The organism is Mesorhizobium sp. M8A.F.Ca.ET.181.01.1.1 (assembly GCF_004792025.1).
In the GTDB taxonomy this organism is placed as follows: Bacteria; Pseudomonadota; Alphaproteobacteria; order Rhizobiales; family Rhizobiaceae; genus Mesorhizobium.
In genome coordinates this window covers 847,352-866,563 of the sequence record NZ_SRTV01000001.1, presented here as the reverse complement: position 1 = coordinate 866,563, position 19,212 = coordinate 847,352, and the positions used below count along the sequence as shown (strand labels likewise).

The following is a 19,212-nucleotide window of genomic DNA, read 5'->3' as shown; positions in this document are numbered from 1 at the left end:
AGCGATTTCATGACGGAATGGAAACCCGGCCATCCCTATACATCACCCCCTTCCGGCCCGGAATCCCTCGCTTCCGGATCAGTCGGCGCCGACAATGGAACGCGCCGAACGTCTTCGGGTCGAGCCGCCAATTCTTTGCGCGCGTCAATTGCGAACATGCCGCAAAGGCTCTGTCGAACTCGCCTGTTCGTTTCAAAAGCAAAGCCTGCCGCACTATTGTGCAGTGCAACACGAGAATGCCCGTTTCAAGGCAAAATTCTTCGTGACATTTTCATTTCCGTTGGGCTAATGTGCCCCGATAACCGAGAGGGCGGAGAAAAATCTGCCCTCCTACGCGGTCAAAGTCTTGGGAGGATGCGATCTAGGCGCGGTTACTCGCTGCCGCCGGATAACGGAAACAGATCGGACGCGTTTAATTGCAAGGCCTCGTGCCTTGCATTTTTTTTGTGCAATCATCTGGTTAGCGCCGCAAGTTGCAAGGTTGCGTGACCTTACGTCACCAGACGTTCGGCGGCGAAAACGCGGCAGCATCCCAATCAGCATCCGATGCTCGATGTGGTCGAAAGGACTTGCCGGCTCTCTACTTCGCTGGGGTCTGGCCGAAATCCGGCACGATGTGCGGGATGTCGTTGAGGCTGTATCCCAGCCCGTGCGTCAGACCGTAGAAAATGCCCATCAGGATCGCCGTCGCGATGGTGGTGCGGATCACGGCACGCAACATATGCGGCCCGCGCGGCGCGCTCGGAACCGTGCCCAGCGTCACGTCGTGATCATCGTCCTGCGTCTTGACGCTGAACGGCAGAACGGCAAACAGCACCACCCACCAGGTCGCGAAAAACAGGGCGGTGAACGAGACCCAGCTCATGATTGCTCCAGTTCGATTAGCGTACCGAAGAAATCCTTCGGATGCAGGAACAACACCGGCTTGCCATGCGCACCGATCTTGGGATTGCCGTCGCCAAGCACGCGGGCGCCGGCGGCCTTGAGCTGGTCGCGCGCCGCCAGGATGTCGTCGACCTCGTAGCAGAGATGATGCATGCCGCCTGACGGGTTCTTTGCCAGGAATGCCGCGATCGGCGAGCCCTCGCCAAGCGGCTCCAGCAATTCGATCTTGGTGTTGCCGACATTGACGAACACCACGGTGACACCATGCTCCGACAAAGCCTGCGGCTCGGTCAGTTCGGCGCCGAGCGTGTTGCGGTAAGCTGCAATGGCGGCAGCCAGATCCGGCACCGCAAGCGCGACATGGTTCAGCCGTCCGAGCATGTCCGAGCTTCTTTCTCCCAGATCCAATGACTGGCGTCATACGTTAAATCAGCCGCGATCAACAGCCATTCGGGAAGCGCGCACTGTCGCACCTGTTCCAACCGATATCGGCGAAGTACAAACGGCAATGTCTGGAATCAGCTCTGCCCGCCCCCGTGTTTTTACCTTCGATCTCGGGTCGTTCAAAGTTGCCGCCTTGCTCGATGCCGTCGACATCAGAGACGAGCTTGCATCGGCCTTCGCGGCCGGACAGCCGCCGGCGGCGGTGCTCGAACTCGCGGCCTCGAACTTCATCGACCAGGATCGCTACGAGCATTGCTTCATCCCGACGCTGATCGACACCGGTTCCGAAAAGATCCTGTTCGACACAGGCTGCGGAGATGACGGCGGTTCACTCCCGGACTGCCTGCAAACCCTTGGGCTCGGCCCCGATGACATCGACGTGGTGGTCATCACGCACGGGCACCCGGACCACATTGGCGGGCTGGTCAGGAATGGCCAACCTGTCTTCAGCCGAGCGCGATACGTATTCGGCGCGGCCGAGTTCGCCTTTTGGACCGAAGGAAATGCGGTGCGCTCGGCAAGGTTGGCCAATCGTGATCTGTTCAGGCGGATTTGCACCGGCCTGGCCGACCACGCGACATTCATCGCGCCTGGAGACGAAGTGGTGCCGGGCATCACTGCCATCGACGCGGCCGGTCACTCTCCCGGGCTCTTGGCATTCCTGGTCGAAAGCAGCGGACAGCAATTGCTGATCTGGTCGGACGCTTTCCTGCACTATGTCGTGTCCATCCAGCGTCCGGAGTGGCATGCGGATTTCGACGACGACAAGGAAAAGGCGGTCGAAACCCGCAAGCGGCTGCTGAGCATGGCTGCGGAGCGGCGCCTGCTCGTCGCCGGCCATCACATGCCGTTTCCGGGCCTGGGCCATGTCGGGCAGACAGGCGGGTCCTTTCGCTGGATTCCGGCAGCTATCAGCTGAACGTCTGACCAGCCGCCGCCTTCAGCGGGTGACGAAAACCGTCACCAGCGGTTTCTTGCCCCAGGCTTCGTTGGCCGCGCCGCGCACCGCGCGCCGCACCGCCTCCTGCACGAGGTCGAGGTCCTTGCGGCGCTGACGGGGGATCGAATCGACCGCGCCTACGGCCGCGTCGATCATCAGGTCCTCGAGCGTCTCGCCACGGGCATCGGCCTCGGCGACGCCGATTGCGACCAGGTCGGGATCGCCGGCCAGCTCGTACTTCTCGTCGAGCACGACATTGACCGCGACATGACCGGCAAAGGACAGCTTGCGCCGGTCGCGAATACCCATCGCCTGATCGGTGCCGATCAGATTGCCGTCCTTGTAGACGCGGCCGAACGGCACCTGGTCGATGATGGTGGCGGGTCCTGGCGCGAGCCGCAGCATGTCGCCGTCGCGCACCTGCGCCACCTGGCCGATGCCAGAGGTCGACATCAGCGAGCCCTGCGCCACCAGATGCGCGGCCTCGCCATGCACGGGAACGCCGATCTGCGGGCGCACCCATTCGTACATCTTGCGCAGTTCGCTGCGCCGCGGGTGGCCGGAGACGTGTACCAGTGCGTCGCCGTCCTCGATGATCTTGATGCCGAGATCGATCAGGCGGTTCTTGATTTCGAGGATCGCCTTCTCGTTGCCGGGAATGGTGCGCGAGGAAAACACCACCGTGTCGCCCGCCGTCAGCGACACCGATTTCATCTCGTCGCGCGACAGTTTCGCCAGCGCCGCCAGCGGCTCGCCCTGGCTGCCGGTGCAGATGATGACCAGGTTCTCGCGCGGGATGAAGCCGAAATCCTCCTCGGCGATGAACTCCGGCAGCCCGTCCATATAGCCAAGCTCGTCAGCCACATCGATGACGCGCTTCAGCGAGCGGCCGAGCACCAGGCACTGGCGGCCGGCATCGCGCGCAGCCCTGGCAATCGAGACGATGCGCCCGACATTGGAGGAGAAGGTGGTGACGGCCACGCGGCCCTTGGCGGCCTGGATGACGCCTTTCAGGCCCTCGCCCACGGCCACTTCCGAAGGCGACTCGCCTTCACGCAGCGCATTGGTCGAATCGCAGATCAGCGCCAGCACGCCCTTGTCGCCATAGGCGCGGAACCGCGCCTCGTCGGTCTTGGGTCCGATCGTCGGTTCCGGATCGATCTTCCAGTCGCCGGTATGGATGACGGTGCCGGCAGGCGACGTGATCGCCAGCGACATGGGTTCGGGAATCGAGTGCGCCACCGGAATGGCTTCGATCTCGAAGGGACCGACGGTGAACTTTTCGCCCGCGCGGTAGATCGTCAGCGGGATTTTCGGCGCGCCCTGCTCGCCCTGCCACTTGGCTTCCAGCAGGCCGGCGCTGAACGGCGTCATCCAGACCGGCGCCTTCAGCCTCGGCCAGGTGTCGAGCAGCGCGCCGTAATGGTCCTCATGCGCGTGGGTGATGATGATGCCGCGCAGATTGGCGAGGTTCTCCTCGATGAAGCGCGTGTCGGGCAGAATCAGGTCGACGCCCGGATGCGCGGCGTCGGGAAAGGTGACGCCGACATCGATGACGATCCACTCGCGCGCGCTCGGCGGGCCGTAGCCGTAGAGGGCGAAGTTCATGCCGATCTCGCCGACACCGCCGAGCGGCACGAAGACGAGTTCGGCGTTGTCCGCTTTCGCCATGATTTTTCCCTTCCTGGCCCTCAGGCCAAGCCGTTAAAGCAATTCCGGCAAAGGTGTCTAACGGTTTTCAGTCCCGAATTGCCCAAAAAACAAAACTAAACCCGCGCGGACGCGACCGCACCGAAATGAACATCGCCGGCGGCGACCGTCAGAACAGCCCCGTCATCGTCGCGGATCACGAAACGGCAGTCCTCGTCAATGGTCTCGAACACGCCACGCACCACATTACCGTCAATTCTGACAGCAACCTCGCCGCCAAGGCCCGCGGCGCGGGCCAGCCAACGCTTTCTGATCGCGGCAAGGCCTCGTCCTTCGTCCCAAAGGCGGGCATTCTCGCTCCAGGCATCCGACAGTGCCAGAAACAGCGTTTCCGCATCGCAGGCAGCGCCCAATGCATGAAGCGATGTCGCGGGATAGGGCAAGTCCTGCGGGTGCGCCACCACATTGACGCCGATGCCGACCGCCACCGCGAAGCGGCCGCCGTCGAGCATCGCCGACTCCAGCAGGATGCCGGCCAGCTTGGCTCCGGACGCCAGCACATCGTTCGGCCATTTCAGCTCGAAGCGGTTCTGTCCCTGGCTCGCACCGTCTAGGCCTACCGAAATGCGGCCCTTCGGGACCGCCGCGTCGAGCGCGTCGGCCAGTGCCAGCCCGGCGACGAAACCGAGCGTCGCGGCAAGGCGCAGTTCACCGCCGGTGATGACGAGCAGCGTCGCCGCCAGATTGCCTTCCGGCGTTGCCCAGGCACGGCCACGCCGGCCGCGCCCGCTTTCCTGTTTCTTGGAAACGACCCAGAGCTTGCCCGGGTCGCCGGCGCGGGCATGGTCCAGCGCCAGCGCGTTGGTGGAGCCGACACTGTCATGCGCCTCGAGCCGGAACCCTTCCGACGCCGAGGTTGGAGCCAGCCGAAATGCCATCCCGTCAGAAAAATGTCTTGGCGGCGGCTTCGGCATAGGTGCCGATCGGCCCGCCGATCAGCACATAGAACAGCACGAAGGCGCCACTGACGCCGAGCACGACACGCAATTCGCTGGCCATCGGCACGAAGCCGCCGACCGGCTCGTCGAACCACATGATCTTGATGATGCGCAGATAATAGTAGGCGCCCACCACCGAGGCCAGCACGCCGATGATCGCCAGCGCATAGAGATTGGCGTTGATGGCGGCGAGGAAGACGTACCATTTTCCCCAGAAGCCGGCGAGCGGCGGGATGCCGGCCAGCGAGAACATCAGGATGGTCAGGATCGTCGCCATGACCGGGTTGGTCGACGACAGGCCGGCGAGATCGCTGATCTGTTCGACATTGCCTTCCTTGCGCCTCATGGCGAGGATGAAGGCAAAGGTGCCGAGCGTCATCACCAGGTAGATCAGCATATAGATGGCGACGCCGCGCACGCCGGCCTGGCTGTTGGCGGCAAGGCCGACCAGCGCGTAGCCCATATGGCCGATCGAGGAATAGGCCATCAGCCGCTTGATGTTGGTCTGGCCAATGGCGGCGAAGGCGCCAAGCGCCATCGAGGCGATCGAGATAAAGACGATGATCTGCTGCCAGTCGGAAGCGATCGGCTTGAACGCGCCCATGGTGACGCGCACGATCAGCGCCATCGCCGCCATCTTGGGCGCCGCCGCCAGGAAGGCCGTCACCGGGGTCGGGGCGCCCTCATAGACGTCCGGCGTCCACATGTGGAACGGCACCGCCGATATCTTGAAGGCAAGTCCGGCCAGCACGAAGACGAGGCCGAAGACGAGGCCAAGCTGGCGTTCTCCGCTGCCCAGCGCGGTCGCGATCTCCTGGAAGCCGGTGTTGCCGGTGTAACCGTAGACCAGGCTGATGCCGTAGAGCAGCATGCCCGATGACAGCGCGCCGAGGACGAAATATTTCAGGCCGGCTTCGGTCGAACGCAGATTGTCGCGGTTGATCGCCGCCAGCACATAGATCGCCAGCGACTGCAGTTCGAGGCCGAGATAGAGCCCGATCATGCCGTTGGCCGAGATCATCAGCATCATGCCGAGCGTGCAAAGCAGGATCAGCACCGGATATTCGAACTTGTCGAAACGCTCCGCCTTGGCAAAGCGCATCGACATGATGAGCGTCACCGCCGAGCCGACCAGGGCCAGCACCTTCATGAAGCGGGCGAAGGAGTCCTGGATGAAGGCGTGGCCATAGGCGCTGCCCTGCCCTGCGTGGAAGATCAGCCAGGCGCCCGCGATCACCAGCACGGCCACGGCAAGGCCGGTCACCGTACTTGCGGTTTTGGAACGCGAATAGGCCCCGACCATCAGCAGCGCGAGCGCGCCGATGGCAAGGATCAGCTCGGGCGTCGAGAGCGACAGGCTGGAGAGAAGGTCCGGCGTCATGGTTCGCAAAACCCCTGGGTCAGTTCGCCGCCGCGGTCTGCGCGGCGCCGATGGATGCGGTGACATTGGTGACGAGCGACTTGACCGACTGGGCCGTCGCGTCGAAGACGGGTGCGGGATAGACGCCGAAGAAGATGACCAGCACGACCAGCGGATAGATGATCGCCTTCTCGCGGGTCGACAGGTCGAGCAGCCCCTTCAGGCTGTCCTTGGTCAGCGCGCCGAAAATCACCCGGCGATAGAGCCAGAGCGCATAGGCGGCCGACAGGATGACGCCGGTGGCGGCGAAGAACGCCACCCAGGTGTTGACGCGGAACACGCCGAGCATGGTCAGGAACTCGCCGACGAAGCCTGACGTGCCCGGCAAGCCGACATTGGCCATGGTGAAGACCATGAACACGGTGGCGTATTTCGGCATGTTGTTGACGAGGCCGCCATAGGCGGCGATCTCACGCGTGTGCATGCGGTCATAGATGACGCCGACGCAGAGGAACAGCGCGCCCGAGACCAGGCCGTGGCTGAGCATCTGGAAGATCGCGCCCTGCACGCCTTCCTGGTTCATGGCGAAGATGCCCATGGTGACGAAGCCCATATGGGCGACCGACGAATAGGCGATCAGCTTCTTCATGTCCTCCTGCATCAGCGCCACCAGCGAGGTGTAGATGATGGCGACGACCGACAGCGTGAACACCAGCGGCGCGAACATTTCGGACGCCAGCGGGAACATCGGCAAGGAGAAGCGCAGGAAGCCGTACCCGCCCATTTTCAAGAGAATGGCCGCCAGGATGACCGAACCGGCCGTCGGCGCCTCGACGTGTGCGTCGGGCAGCCAGGTGTGCACCGGCCACATCGGCATCTTCACCGCGAAGGAGGCGAAGAAGGCGAGCCATAGCCAGGTCTGCATGTTGGCCGGGAAGCTGTGCGTCAGGAGCGTCGGAATGTCGGTCGTGCCGGACTGGTAGAACATCGCCATGATGGCGAGCAGCATCAGCACCGAGCCGGCCAGCGTATAGAGGAAGAACTTGAACGAGGCGTAGACGCGCCGCTTGCCGCCCCACACACCGATGATGATGAACATCGGGATCAGGCCGGCCTCGAAGAAGACGTAGAACAGCACGATGTCCAGCGCGCAGAACACGCCGATCATCAGCGTTTCCAGCAGCAGGAAGGCAATCATGTACGCCTTGACGCGCTTCTCGATCGCTTCCCACGACGCCAGGATGCAAAGCGGCATCAGGAAGGTCGTCAGGATGACGAACAGCATGGAAATGCCGTCGACGCCCATATGGTAGGAAATGCCGGAGTCGAGCCAGGCCACCTTCTCAACGAACTGGAAGCCGGCCTGCGAATTGTCGAAGCCGGTCCAGATAAACAGCGAGATGATGAACGTGAATGTCGTGGTCAACAGCGCGATGGCGCGGATGTTGCGGCGTGCGTTTTCACTGTCATCATTGATGAACAGGATCAGCAGCACACCAACCAACGGCAGGAAGGTGACCAGCGAGAGGATTGGCCAGGCGGTCATCAGAGCATCATCCAGGTGACGAGTGCGGCAACGCCGATCAGCATGGCGAAGGCATAGTGGTAGAGGTAGCCGGTCTGCAGCTTGACGACGCGGTTGGTGACATCGACGACGCGCGCCGAAACGCCGTCAGGCCCCAGGCCATCGATGATGGTCCCGTCGCCGGTCTTCCACAGGAAGGAACCGAGGCGCTTGGCCGGCCGCACGAACAGGAAGTCGTAGAGTTCGTCGAAGTACCACTTGTTGAGCAGGAAGGCGTAGAGCCCGCGATGCCGCGCGGCGAGATCGACCGGCATTTCCGGCGAGCGGATGTAGAACTTCCAGGCCAATGCCAGGCCGATCAGCATGGCGATGAAGGGCGACAGCTCGACCCACAGCGGCAATTCGTGGATTTCGTGCAGGATATGGTTGTCCGCCAGGGTGAACAGTGACGCCTTCCAGAATTCGGCATAGCCCTCGCCGATGAAGGCGCCGTGGAAGATGATGCCTGCAAACAAAGCGCCGGCCGCCAGGATGAACAGCGGCACCAGCATCACCGGCGGCGATTCATGGACGTGATGCATCACATCGTGGCTCGCCCGCGGCTCGCCATGGAAGGTCATGAAGATCAGCCGCCAGGAATAGAAGGAGGTGAAGCCGGCGGCGATCACCAACAGCACGAAGGCCAGGCCCGCAGCCGAATTATGGCCGGCAAAGGCCGTCTCGATGATGGCGTCCTTGGAGAAGAAGCCGGCGGTGCCGATCACGGTCACGGGAATGCCGACGCCGGTCAGCGCCAGTGTGCCGATCACCATCATCCAGTAGGTGGTCGGGATCAGCTTCCTCAAGCCGCCCATCTTGCGCATGTCCTGCTCGTCGGAGACGGCATGGATGACCGAGCCCGAGCCAAGGAACAGCAGCGCCTTGAAGAAGGCATGCGTGAACAGGTGGAAGATGGCAGCGCCATAGGCGCCGACGCCGAGCGCCACGAACATGTAGCCGAGCTGCGAGCAGGTCGAATAGGCAATGACGCGCTTGATGTCGTTCTGGACGAGACCGACGGTCGCGGCGAAGAATGCGGTGAAGGCGCCGATGAAGGTCACCACCGTCAGCGCCGAATGCGACAGCTCGAACAGTGGCGACAGCCGCGCCAGCATGAACACGCCGGCCGTCACCATGGTGGCGGCATGGATGAGTGCCGACACCGGGGTCGGGCCCTCCATGGCGTCGGGCAGCCAGGTGTGCAGCGGCACCTGCGCCGACTTGCCCATGGCGCCCATGAACAAGAGCAGGCAGACGACGGTCATCGCCGCCTGCTTGTCGAGCGCATGGCCGAGGAAGGTGAGCACAGCGGCACCCTGTGGCGCGCCTTCAGCGGGAATGAACGTCGCCGCATTGGCGAAGATGGTGCCGAGATTGACCGAGCCGAACAGCACGAAGAGGCCGAAAATGCCGAGCGCGAAACCGAAATCGCCGACGCGGTTGACGACGAAGGCCTTTATTGCCGCAGCATTGGCCGATGGCTTCTTGTACCAGAAGCCGATCAGCAGGTAGGACGCGAGGCCCACCCCTTCCCAGCCGAAGAACATCTGCACGAGGTTGTCAGCCGTCACCAGCATCAGCATGGCGAAGGTGAACAGCGACAGATAGGCGAAGAAGCGCGGCCGGTTCGGATCGTGGTGCATGTAGCCGATCGAATAGATGTGAACCAGCGCCGACACGGTGTTGACCACCACCAGCATCACCACCGTCAGCGTGTCGATCCGCAGCGCCCAGGAGACGTCCAGCCCGCCGGACTGAATCCAGTGCAGCACCGGCACGGTGAACACCTCGCCATGGCCGAAACCGACGCTGAAGAAGGCGACCCATGACAGCACGGCCGCGATCACCAGGAAGCCGGAGGTGATGTATTCGGATGCCTTGGCACCGAGCGCGTTGCCGAACAGGCCGACGATCAGGAAGCCGAGCAGTGGAAGGAAGACGATCGCTTGATACATAGTCGCCCCGTCAACCCTTCATGGTGTTCACGTCTTCGACCGCGATCGAGCCACGGTTGCGGAAGAAGACGACGAGAATGGCAAGTCCGATGGCGGCTTCAGCCGCCGCGACCGTCAGCACGAACAGCGCGAACACCTGGCCGACCAGATCGCCGAGCGCCGCCGAGAAGGCGACGAAGTTGATGTTGACCGCGAGCAGGATCAATTCGACCGACATCAGGATGACGATGATGTTGCGGCGGTTGAGGAAGATGCCGAACACGCCGAGCGTGAACAGAACAGCCGATACGGTCAGATAATGTGCGATGCCGACGACCATCTCAGACTCCTTCGCCCGACTTGACCTTGCGGATTTCCATGCCGGTCGCCGCGGTGCGGCCGACCTGGGCGGCGATCGACTGCCGCTTGACCCCTTCCTTGTGCCGCAGCGTCAGGACGATGGCGCCGATCATGGCAACCAGCAGGATGAGGCCCGAAATCTGGAAGTAGTAGAGGTAGTCGGTATAGAGGATGTCGCCGAGCGCTGCCGTGTTCGAGCGCGCGGCGAGATCCGGGATGGGCTTTGCGACCGTCGCGGCGAGCTTCGGGGCGAATGTGTAGCCGCCCAGCACGACGATCAGCTCCGCCGCCAGGATCAGCCCGACCAGCGCACCGATCGGCGCGTATTGCAGGGCTCCCTCCTTCATCTCGGCGAAGTCGACGTCGAGCATCATGACGACGAACAGGAACAGCACCATGACCGCGCCGACATAGACGACGAGCAGGATCATCGCCAGGAACTCGGCGCCGGTCAGCATGAACAGGCCGGCGGCGTTGAAGAAGGTCAGGATCAGGAACAGCACCGAATGCACGGGGTTGCGCGACGAAATGACCATGAACGCCGATGCCACCGCGACAAAGGCGAAGAGGTAGAAAAAGGCCGCCTCTAGTCCACTCAGCATTGGGGATCCCCCGGGTTCCTGTCCAAACAGGACACTCGCCCTGTTCGTTGTCTCTGGCTTCGTCGTACCGAAGCCGCGTTGTCCTATCGCATGTTCCGATCGGGTTGAAATACCCGATCGAAAGAAACATGCGACACTTTTGTCTTCCGGAGGATGATCTTGTCCGAAAAGTCTGCAACTTTTCGGGATCATCCTCTAGACGAGGCCCTTCGCCCCGTCCATGCGTCAAATCTCAGCGATAGGGCGAGTCCAGCGAGATGTTGCGCGCCAGTTCGCGCTCCCACCGGTCGCCATTCGCCAGCAGCCTGTCCTTGTCGTAGTAGAGTTCCTCGCGCGTCTCAGTCGCGAACTCGAAATTCGGCCCCTCGACGATGGCGTCGACCGGGCAGGCTTCCTGACAGAAGCCGCAATAGATGCACTTCACCATGTCGATGTCGTAACGCACCGTGCGGCGCGTGCCGTCATTGCGGCGCGGGCCGGCTTCGATGGTGATGGCCTGCGCCGGGCAGATCGCCTCGCACAATTTACAGGCGATGCAGCGCTCCTCGCCATTGGGATAGCGGCGCAGCGCGTGCTCGCCCCGGAAGCGCGGGCTGACCGGCCCCTTCTCGTGCGGATAGTTGATCGTCTCCTTCGGCGCGAAGAACTGGCGCATCGACAGGAAGAAAGCGCTGACGAAATCCTGCAGCAGCAGCGATTTTGCGGCCTGGGACAAAGCGGACATCACGCAAACCCCGTGATCTTGAGGAAGGCCGCGGTGGCGACGACCATGAACAGCGAGATCGGCAGGAACACTTTCCAGCCCAGCCGCATCAGCTGGTCGTAGCGGTAGCGCGGCACGAAGGCCTTCACCATCGAAATGCCGAAGAACACGAAGCAGACCTTCAGCACGAACCAGATGACGCCGGGCACCCAGGTGAAGGGCGCGAAGTCGAAGGGCGGCAGCCAGCCGCCGAGGAACAGGATGGTGGCCAGCGCGCACATCAAGACGATCGCGACATACTCGCCGAGGAAGAACAGCAAGAACGGCGTCGACGAATATTCGACCATGTGGCCGGCGACCAGTTCCGATTCGGCTTCGACCAGATCGAAGGGTGGCCGGTTCGTCTCGGCCAGCGCCGAGATGAAGAAGATGATGAACATCGGGAACAGGGCCAGCCAGTTCCAGTCGAGGAACGTGTTGGGCAGGCCGAGCCGTGTGCCAATTCCGTCATGCTGCGACAGCACGATATCGCTGAGGTTGAGCGAGCCGGCGGTGAGCAGCACGGTGACGATGACGAAGCCGATCGAGACTTCATAGGATACCATCTGCGCGGCCGAACGCAGCGCGCCGAGGAACGGATATTTCGAGTTGGACGCCCAGCCGCCCATGATCACGCCATAAACCTCCAGCGAGGAGATGGCGAAGACATACAGGATGCCGACATTGACGTTGGCGATCGCCCAGCCTTGGCTGACCGGAATGACCGCCCAGGCCGAGATCGCCAGCACGGCCGAGACCAGCGGCGCCAGCAGGAAGACGCCCTTGTTGGCGCCGGACGGGATGACCGGTTCCTTGAAGACAAACTTCAACAGGTCGGCGAAGGCCTGCAGCGTGCCCCAGGGGCCGACGACGTTCGGGCCCCGGCGAAGCTGCACGGCCGCCCAGATCTTGCGGTCGGCGTAGAGGATATAGGCGACGAAGATCAGCAGCACGACGATCAGCACGACCGACTTCAGAAGGATCAGCAGCGCCGGCAGCACGTAGAAGGAGAAGAAGGTGTCCATGCTTATTCCGCCGCCTGCTTGAAGCCGCTCTTGGCCAGTGCCGAGCATTCCGCCATCACGGCCGATGCCCGCGCGATCGGGTTGGTCAGATAGAAATCCTTGACCGGCGAGGTGAAGGTGCCCTTGTTCAGCCGCCCGCCGAGCTTCGCCACGCTGGCGATATCCTCGGCGTTGCCGGCTGCGACCTGGTCGATGCGCGCCAGATGCGGGTATTCGCCATAGAGCTTGGCACGCAGTTGCGGCAGCGAGTCGAACGGCAGTTTCTTGCCCAGCACGTCGGACAGCGCCCGCAATATCGCCCAATCCTCGCGCGCATCGCCCGGTGCGAAGCCGGCGCGGTTTGTCTGCTGCACCCGCCCCTCGGTGTTGACGTACGTGCCCGACTTTTCAGTATAGGCCGCCCCCGGCAGGATGACGTTGGCGCGGTGCGCGCCGGCGTCGCCATGCGTGCCGACATAGACGACAAAGGCGCCGCCGGTCTTGCTCATGTCGATCTCGTCGGCACCGAGCAGGAACAGCACATCCGTCTCGCCCAGCATGCCGGCAACGTTCTTGCCGCCTTCGCCCGGCACGAAGCCGAGGTCGAGGCCGCCGACGCGTGCCGCCGCATTGTGCAGCACGGCAAAGCCGTTCCAGTCGGCGCGAGCAGCATTCACGGCAGCGGCGAGCCTGGCCGCCTGGCCGAGCACGGCCGCACCGTCGGCGCGCGCCAGCGCGCCCTGGCCGACGATGATCAGGGGATGCGTCGCCTTCTTCAGCGTCTGGAAGAACTTGCCGTTGCCGTCCGCCAGATCCTTGAGCGAGTCCGGCCCGGCGCCCAGTTGTTCGTAGTCATAGCGCGTGTCGCCGACATCGCCGATGACGCCGACCGGCAGATTGCCGAGGCGCCAGCGCTTGCGGATGCGGGCATTGAGCACAGAGGCCTCGAAGCGCGGATTGGCTCCGATGATCAGCACCGCGTCGGCCTGCTCGATGCCTTCGATGGTCGGGTTGAAGATATAGCTGGCGCGTCCGAGCGCCGGATCGAGCGCGGCGCCGTCCTGGCGGCAATCGGTGTTCTTCGAACCGAGCGAAGCCATCAGGAGCTTCAACGCAAAGATTTCCTCGACCGCCGCGAGATCGCCTGCGATCGCGCCGATCTTCTCAGGCGTCGTCTTCGACACCGCGTCCTTGATAGATGCGAACGCTTCGGCCCAGCTCGCCGGAACCAGCTTGCCGTCCTTGCGCACATAGGGGCGGTCGAGGCGCTGCGTGCGCAGGCCGTCCCAGATGAAGCGGGTCTTGTCGGAAATCCATTCCTCGTTCACGGCCTCGTTGACGCGCGGCAGGATGCGCATCACTTCCCGGCCACGGCTATCGACGCGGATCGCCGAGCCGACGGCGTCCATGACGTCGATGGATTCGGTCTTGGTCAGCTCCCACGGCCGCGCCTGGAAGGCGAAGGGCTTGGAGGTCAGCGCGCCGACCGGGCAGAGATCGATGACATTGCCCTGCAGCTCCGAGGTCATTGCCTGTTCGAGATAGGTGGTGATCTCGGCATCCTCGCCACGGCCGATCAGGCCGAGTTCGGAAATACCGGCAACCTCGGTGGTGAAGCGGACGCAGCGCGTGCAGTGGATGCAGCGGTTCATCACCGTCTTGACCAGCGGGCCGATATACTTGTCTTCGACCGCGCGCTTGTTCTCGTGATAGCGCGAGGAATCGACGCCGAAGGCCATCGCCTGGTCCTGCAGGTCGCACTCGCCGCCCTGGTCGCAGATCGGGCAATCCAGCGGGTGGTTGATCAGCAGGAATTCCATCACGCCTTCCCGGGCCTTCTTGACCATCGGCGTGTTGGTGAAGATTTCCGGCGGCTCGCCGTTGGGGCCGGGGCGCAGGTCGCGCACGCCCATGGCGCAGGAGGCCTGCGGCTTGGGCGGCCCACCCTTCACCTCGATCAGGCACATGCGGCAGTTGCCGGCGATCGACAGCCGCTCGTGGAAGCAGAAGCGCGGCACTTCCGCGCCCGCGTCTTCCGCCGCCTGCAGCAGCGTGTAGTGGTCGGGTACAGTGACTTCTTTCCCGTCGACCTTGAGCTTTGCCATTCGTCTCAAACCCCTGCGGATTTCCCGCAATCTCATTTCCCGGGCGCGGCAGGAGCAGCGCCCGACATTTCGTTTACTTCTTGGCGGCCAACGCCGCGGCCTGGGCAGTCCAGTCGTCACGGCCGATACGGCCGTTGAACGAGAGATAATCGTCGACCCAGGCGATCTCCTGCGGCGACCATGCGGCGATCTGGGCGTAGGTCCAGATACCCAGGCCGTTCAGCACCTTTTCCAGCTTCGGACCGACGCCCGATATCGCCTTGAGGTCGGACGGTTTCGCCGGCTTCTCCATGGCCTTGGGCTGCCTGAAATCTTCCGGCAGCAGCACATCGGAGGCCTCACCCGCTGCCGGAGCGGCATTCGCGGTCGGCACGATGACAGCGGCTTCCCTGGCTGCGATATCGGTGACCTCCTGGGCGAAGGACTGCGCCTCGGCAATCATGGTCTTCGCCGTCGCCCGCGCCCTGGCGGACGACGAATTCGCGCCCTCGAATTGCTCGACGCGTGCCTCGAAATCCTCGATCAACGGCTGCATGAGCCGATGTGACGCCTCGGCGGCTCCCGAAAGCGCTCCCATCCAGACGCCGAAGGCATGATTGGCGAGCCCCATGCCAAGCGCCGACATCGCCACCGCACCCGCGACAGGATGCGCGAAAAGGTTGACGGCGCTGGCCATCTCCTTCGGCATCATCCTGGTCAGGTCCTGGTTCATCTTGTCGATCTGTTCCAAATTGGGCATCAATGAGTAGGGTGTCGAATACGGCGCCATAGAGTTCTCCTGGTCGTTTCTTCGTCCGCCCCGCCCCGTTTTCTTCCCGAATTCAAAAGTTTCTTTTTATTCCGCCGCCACCATCACCGGTTCGGCCCGGTGCGCGTTGCGTGAAAACTCGTCGATGCGCCGCTCCACCTCGCCACGGAAATGCCGCATCAGGCCCTGGATCGGCCAGGCCGCGGCATCGCCCAGCGCACAGATCGTGTGGCCCTCGACCTGCTTGGTGACGTCGAGCAGCATGTCGATCTCGCGCTTCTGCGCCTCGCCGCGCACCAGCCGCTCCATCACCCGCCACATCCAGCCTGTGCCCTCGCGGCATGGCGTGCACTGGCCGCAGCTCTCGTGCTTGTAGAAGTAGGAAAGCCGCGCGATCGCCTTCACGACATCGGTCGACTTGTCCATGACGATGACGGCCGCGGTGCCGAGGCCGGATTTGAGGTCGCGCAGCGCGTCGAAATCCATCGGCGTGTCGATGATCTGCTCGGCCGGCACCAGCGGCACCGAGGCGCCGCCCGGAATGACCGCAAGCAGATTGTCCCAGCCGCCGCGGATGCCGCCACAATGCGTCTCGATCAGTTCGCGGAACGGGATCGACATCGCCTCTTCGACGGTGCACGGATTGTTGACGTGGCCGGAGACGCAGAACAGCTTGGTGCCGACATTGTTGGGCCGGCCGAAGGACGAGAACCACGCGGCCCCCCGGCGCAGGATGGTCGGCGCCACGGCAATCGATTCGACATTGTTGACCGTGGTCGGGCAGCCATAGAGGCCGACATTGGCCGGGAATGGCGGCTTCAGCCGGGGCTGGCCCTTCTTGCCTTCGAGGCTTTCCAGCAGCGCGGTTTCCTCGCCGCAGATATAGGCGCCGGCGCCGTGATGCATGTAGATTTCGAAATCGTAGCCCGACGTGTTGTTCTTGCCGATCAGCTTGGCCTCGTAGGCCTCTTCGATCGCCCGCTGCAGCGCCTCGCGCTCGCGGATGAATTCGCCGCGCACATAGATATAGGCGGCAATCGCGCCCATGGCGAAGCCGGCCAGAAACGCGCCCTCGACCAGCGTGTGCGGATCGTTGCGCAGGATGTCGCGGTCCTTGCAGGTGCCGGGCTCGGATTCGTCGGCGTTGATGACGAGATAGCTCGGCCGGCCGTCGCTCTGCTTGGGCATGAACGACCATTTGAGGCCCGTCGGGAAGCCGGCGCCACCACGGCCGCGCAGGCCCGACGCCTTCATCTCGTTGACGATCCACTCACGCCCCTTGGCGACGATGCCGGGCGTGTTGTCCCAGGCGCCGCGCGCCATGGCGCCGGCCAGCGACTTGTCGAAGAGGCCGTAGATGTTGGTGAAGATGCGGTCTTTGTCCTGAAGCATTTTTCGTCCCTCAGACCGGCTTCTTGCCGAAAACGCGGATGTATTCGGCAACGCCGCCCTTGGCGAGCGCCTTGGCTTGCGCAACCCAGTTGTCGCGGTCGATGCGGCCCTGGAAGGAGAGATAGCCGTCGACCCATTCGCGCTCGGCCTTCTTCCACGACGCGACTTGCGCGAAGGTGAAGATGCCGAGCGTATGCAGGATGCCCTCGATCTTCGGGCCGACTCCCGAGATCAGCTTGAGATCGTCGACCGCGGCCGGCCTGTCGATACCGGCCGGACGATTCTTGTCCTCGAGCGACGGTTTTGCCGGCTTCGCGGCTGGCACCTTGGCTTCCGGCGCCTTGAAGGCCGAAGCCGGTTCGACCTTGGCCGTCGGCCCATTGCGCTGCTTGGCAACCTTCTCGACTTCCGGCGCTGCCGTATTCGCGTTGGCGGCCGAATGCAGCGGCGCCGAAACGCTCGCCGCCTTTTCCGCCGCCGGCGCCACCTTGGCCTTTGATGGCGTCTTTAGCGCCGGGCTGGTCTCAGGCGCATCGGTTTTCGGCTTGCTGGCATTGGACGGCGCGACAGGAGCGCCAGCCGGTGCCGGCACCGGCGCCGCGATGATCGCGCCGGGCGCTGCCTTGGCGGCCTTGGCTGCTTCCCGGGCTTCACGGTCGCGGGTCGATTTGAGGATCGCCTTTTCGCTCTTGAGCGTCGTCAAACCGGAGGCCGGCTCCGAGCCGGTGCGGCCGTTCTGCGGTCCCGGCGCCACCGAGGCGCCCTTGCCGGCATCATAGAGATCGATGATTTCGGCCAACCGTTCAGGCGTCAGATCCTCGAACGTATCCTTGAACACCATGACCATCGGTGCGTTGACGCAGGCGCCGAGGCACTCGACCTCCTCCCACGACAAGGTGCCCTTGTCGTTGGTGTGGAACTGGTCGTGATGGATTTTCGAGCGGCACACATCCATCAGCGCTTCCGAACCGCGCAGCATGCACGGCGTGGTGCCGCAAACCTGGATATGCGCGCGGGTGCCGACGGGATTCAACTGGTACTGCGTGTAGAAGGTCGCGACCTCGAGCCCACGAATGCGCGGCATGCCGAGCATGTCCGAAATCGTCTCGATCGCCGCCTTGGTGACCCAGCCTTCCTGCTCCTGCGCTATCATCAGAAGCGGGATGATCGCCGATTGTTCGCGCCCCTTCGGATATTTCTTGATCCACTGCTTGGCCGCCGCCGCATTCGCCTTGTTGAAGGCGAAGGACGCTGGCTGGACGCTGGCTTCTGCGAGACGGCGGACTGACATTTAGCGATCGACCTCACCAAACACGATGTCGAGGGAGCCAAGAACGGCGGTGACGTCGGCCAGCATGTGGCCGCGGCACAGGAAGTCCATGGCTTGCAGATGCGCGAAACCCGGCGCGCGCAGCTTGCAGCGATACGGCTTGTTGGTGCCGTCGGAGACGAGATAGACGCCGAACTCGCCCTTCGGCGCCTCGACCGCCGCATACACCTCGCCGGCCGGCACGCGATAGCCCTCGGTGTAGAGCTTGAAGTGGTGGATCAGCGCTTCCATCGAACGCTTCATCGCCTGGCGCTTGGGCGGCACCACCTTGCCGTCGAGGTTCGACACCGGGCCGGTGCTTTCCTTGCCGAGCAGAAGATCGACGCACTGGCGCATGATCCGCGCCGACTGGCGCATTTCTTCCATGCGCACGAGATAACGGTCGAAGCAGTCGCCGTTCTTGCCGATCGGGATGTCGAAATCCATCTCCGAATAGCATTCATAGGGCTGCGACTTGCGCAGATCCCACGGCGAGCCCGAGCCGCGCACCATGACGCCCGAAAAGCCCCAGGCCCAGGCATCGGCCAGCGAAACGATGCCGATATCGACATTGCGCTGCTTGAAGATGCGGTTGCCGGTGAGCAGCTTGTCGAGATCGTCGAGCGATTTCAGGAACGGGTCGATCCATTTGCCGATGTCCTCGACCAGCTGCCGTGGCAGGTCCTGGTGGACGCCGCCGGGCCGGAAGTAGGCCGCATGCATGCGCGAACCGGAAGCGCGCTCATAGAACACCATCAGCTTTTCGCGCTCGACGAAGCCCCACAGCGGCGGCGTCAGCGCACCGACGTCCATCGCCTGCGTCGTCACATTGAGGATGTGCGACATGATGCGGCCGATCTCGCAATAGAGCACGCGGATCAGCTGGCCGCGCCTCGGCACCTCGATGCCGAGCAGGCGCTCGGCGGCAAGCGCGAAGGCGTGCTCCTGGTTCATCGGCGCGCAATAGTCGAGCCGGTCGAGATAAGGCACCGCCTGCAGATAGGTCTTGGCCTCGATCAGCTTCTCCGTGCCGCGATGCAGCAGGCCGATATGCGGATCGACGCGGTCGACGACTTCGCCGTCGAGTTCGAGGACCAATCTCAAAACACCATGCGCCGCAGGGTGTTGAGGTCCAAAGTTGATGTTGAAATTGCGGACGGAGGTTTCAGCCATTC

The 19,212-nt window shown here is 63.3% G+C and carries 17 protein-coding genes; 1 reads left to right on the top strand and 16 read right to left on the bottom strand.

The window, feature by feature from the left end; all coding sequences use genetic code 11:
- Positions 1 to 580 precede the first annotated feature (580 nt).
- Positions 581 to 865, bottom strand: a complete 285-nt coding sequence (locus EN824_RS04285; protein WP_127276486.1) for a DUF1467 family protein — start codon at positions 863 to 865, stop codon at positions 581 to 583.
- On the bottom strand, positions 862 to 1,266 hold the full coding sequence (gene mce / locus EN824_RS04280; protein WP_127276488.1) for a methylmalonyl-CoA epimerase: 405 nt from the start codon (positions 1,264 to 1,266) through the stop codon (positions 862 to 864). Before mce ends, EN824_RS04285 begins: the two co-directional genes overlap by 4 nt.
- Here mce and EN824_RS04275 point away from each other — a divergent pair.
- Positions 1,265 to 2,248, top strand: coding sequence for an MBL fold metallo-hydrolase (locus tag EN824_RS04275; protein WP_245464283.1), 984 nt, complete (start codon positions 1,265 to 1,267; stop codon positions 2,246 to 2,248). The two genes, mce and EN824_RS04275, sit on opposite strands and share 2 nt — an antisense overlap.
- A 21-nt stretch (positions 2,249 to 2,269) precedes the next feature.
- Here EN824_RS04275 and EN824_RS04270 read toward each other — a convergent pair whose 3' ends face one another.
- The 14 genes from EN824_RS04270 to EN824_RS04205 all read right to left on the bottom strand — a co-directional run bounded on the left by EN824_RS04270 (position 2,270) and on the right by EN824_RS04205 (position 19,210).
- On the bottom strand, positions 2,270 to 3,940 hold the full coding sequence (locus tag EN824_RS04270; protein ID WP_135931924.1) for a ribonuclease J: 1,671 nt from the start codon (positions 3,938 to 3,940) through the stop codon (positions 2,270 to 2,272).
- A 95-nt stretch (positions 3,941 to 4,035) separates the two neighbouring features.
- Complete coding sequence (locus tag EN824_RS04265) at positions 4,036 to 4,857, bottom strand: biotin--[acetyl-CoA-carboxylase] ligase (protein WP_135919214.1); 822 nt, start codon at positions 4,855 to 4,857, stop codon at positions 4,036 to 4,038.
- A gap of 4 nt (positions 4,858 to 4,861) precedes the next feature.
- Positions 4,862 to 6,298 (bottom strand): NADH-quinone oxidoreductase subunit NuoN, encoded by a 1,437-nt coding sequence (gene nuoN / locus EN824_RS04260; protein WP_127276494.1) that lies wholly within the window; start codon positions 6,296 to 6,298, stop codon positions 4,862 to 4,864.
- A 19-nt stretch (positions 6,299 to 6,317) separates the two neighbouring features.
- Positions 6,318 to 7,823: an NADH-quinone oxidoreductase subunit M gene (locus EN824_RS04255; RefSeq protein WP_127276496.1), complete on the bottom strand. Its 1,506-nt coding sequence runs from the start codon at positions 7,821 to 7,823 to the stop codon at positions 6,318 to 6,320.
- Entirely contained in the window at positions 7,823 to 9,796 is a 1,974-nt protein-coding gene (gene nuoL / locus EN824_RS04250; protein ID WP_135919215.1) for an NADH-quinone oxidoreductase subunit L, read from the bottom strand. Before nuoL ends, EN824_RS04255 begins: the two co-directional genes overlap by 1 nt.
- A gap of 10 nt (positions 9,797 to 9,806) precedes the next feature.
- Positions 9,807 to 10,115 carry an NADH-quinone oxidoreductase subunit NuoK gene (nuoK, locus tag EN824_RS04245; protein WP_127276500.1) on the bottom strand — a complete coding sequence of 103 codons (309 nt, stop codon included), beginning with the start codon at positions 10,113 to 10,115 and terminating at the stop codon, positions 9,807 to 9,809.
- Between the two features lies 1 nt (position 10,116).
- Positions 10,117 to 10,737, bottom strand: coding sequence for an NADH-quinone oxidoreductase subunit J (locus tag EN824_RS04240; protein ID WP_127276502.1), 621 nt, complete (start codon positions 10,735 to 10,737; stop codon positions 10,117 to 10,119).
- Positions 10,738 to 10,969: 232 nt separating this feature from the next.
- Positions 10,970 to 11,461 (bottom strand): NADH-quinone oxidoreductase subunit NuoI, encoded by a 492-nt coding sequence (gene nuoI, locus EN824_RS04235; protein WP_023763316.1) that lies wholly within the window; start codon positions 11,459 to 11,461, stop codon positions 10,970 to 10,972.
- Complete coding sequence (gene nuoH / locus EN824_RS04230) at positions 11,461 to 12,504, bottom strand: NADH-quinone oxidoreductase subunit NuoH (RefSeq protein ID WP_135866582.1); 1,044 nt, start codon at positions 12,502 to 12,504, stop codon at positions 11,461 to 11,463. The genes nuoI and nuoH overlap by 1 nt, the downstream gene beginning before the upstream one ends.
- A gap of 2 nt (positions 12,505 to 12,506) precedes the next feature.
- Positions 12,507 to 14,588 (bottom strand): NADH-quinone oxidoreductase subunit NuoG, encoded by a 2,082-nt coding sequence (gene nuoG / locus EN824_RS04225; protein ID WP_135931923.1) that lies wholly within the window; start codon positions 14,586 to 14,588, stop codon positions 12,507 to 12,509.
- 73 nt (positions 14,589 to 14,661) lie between these two features.
- Positions 14,662 to 15,357 carry an NADH-ubiquinone dehydrogenase gene (locus tag EN824_RS04220; RefSeq protein WP_135915671.1) on the bottom strand — a complete coding sequence of 232 codons (696 nt, stop codon included), beginning with the start codon at positions 15,355 to 15,357 and terminating at the stop codon, positions 14,662 to 14,664.
- Between the two features lie 66 nt (positions 15,358 to 15,423).
- Entirely contained in the window at positions 15,424 to 16,728 is a 1,305-nt protein-coding gene (gene nuoF / locus EN824_RS04215) for an NADH-quinone oxidoreductase subunit NuoF (RefSeq protein ID WP_015317342.1), read from the bottom strand.
- Between the two features lie 10 nt (positions 16,729 to 16,738).
- Positions 16,739 to 18,019: an NADH-quinone oxidoreductase subunit E gene (locus tag EN824_RS04210; protein WP_135915670.1), complete on the bottom strand. Its 1,281-nt coding sequence runs from the start codon at positions 18,017 to 18,019 to the stop codon at positions 16,739 to 16,741.
- Positions 18,020 to 19,210, bottom strand: a complete 1,191-nt coding sequence (locus tag EN824_RS04205; protein WP_127871586.1) for an NADH-quinone oxidoreductase subunit D — start codon at positions 19,208 to 19,210, stop codon at positions 18,020 to 18,022.
- Positions 19,211 to 19,212: the final 2 nt, after the last annotated feature.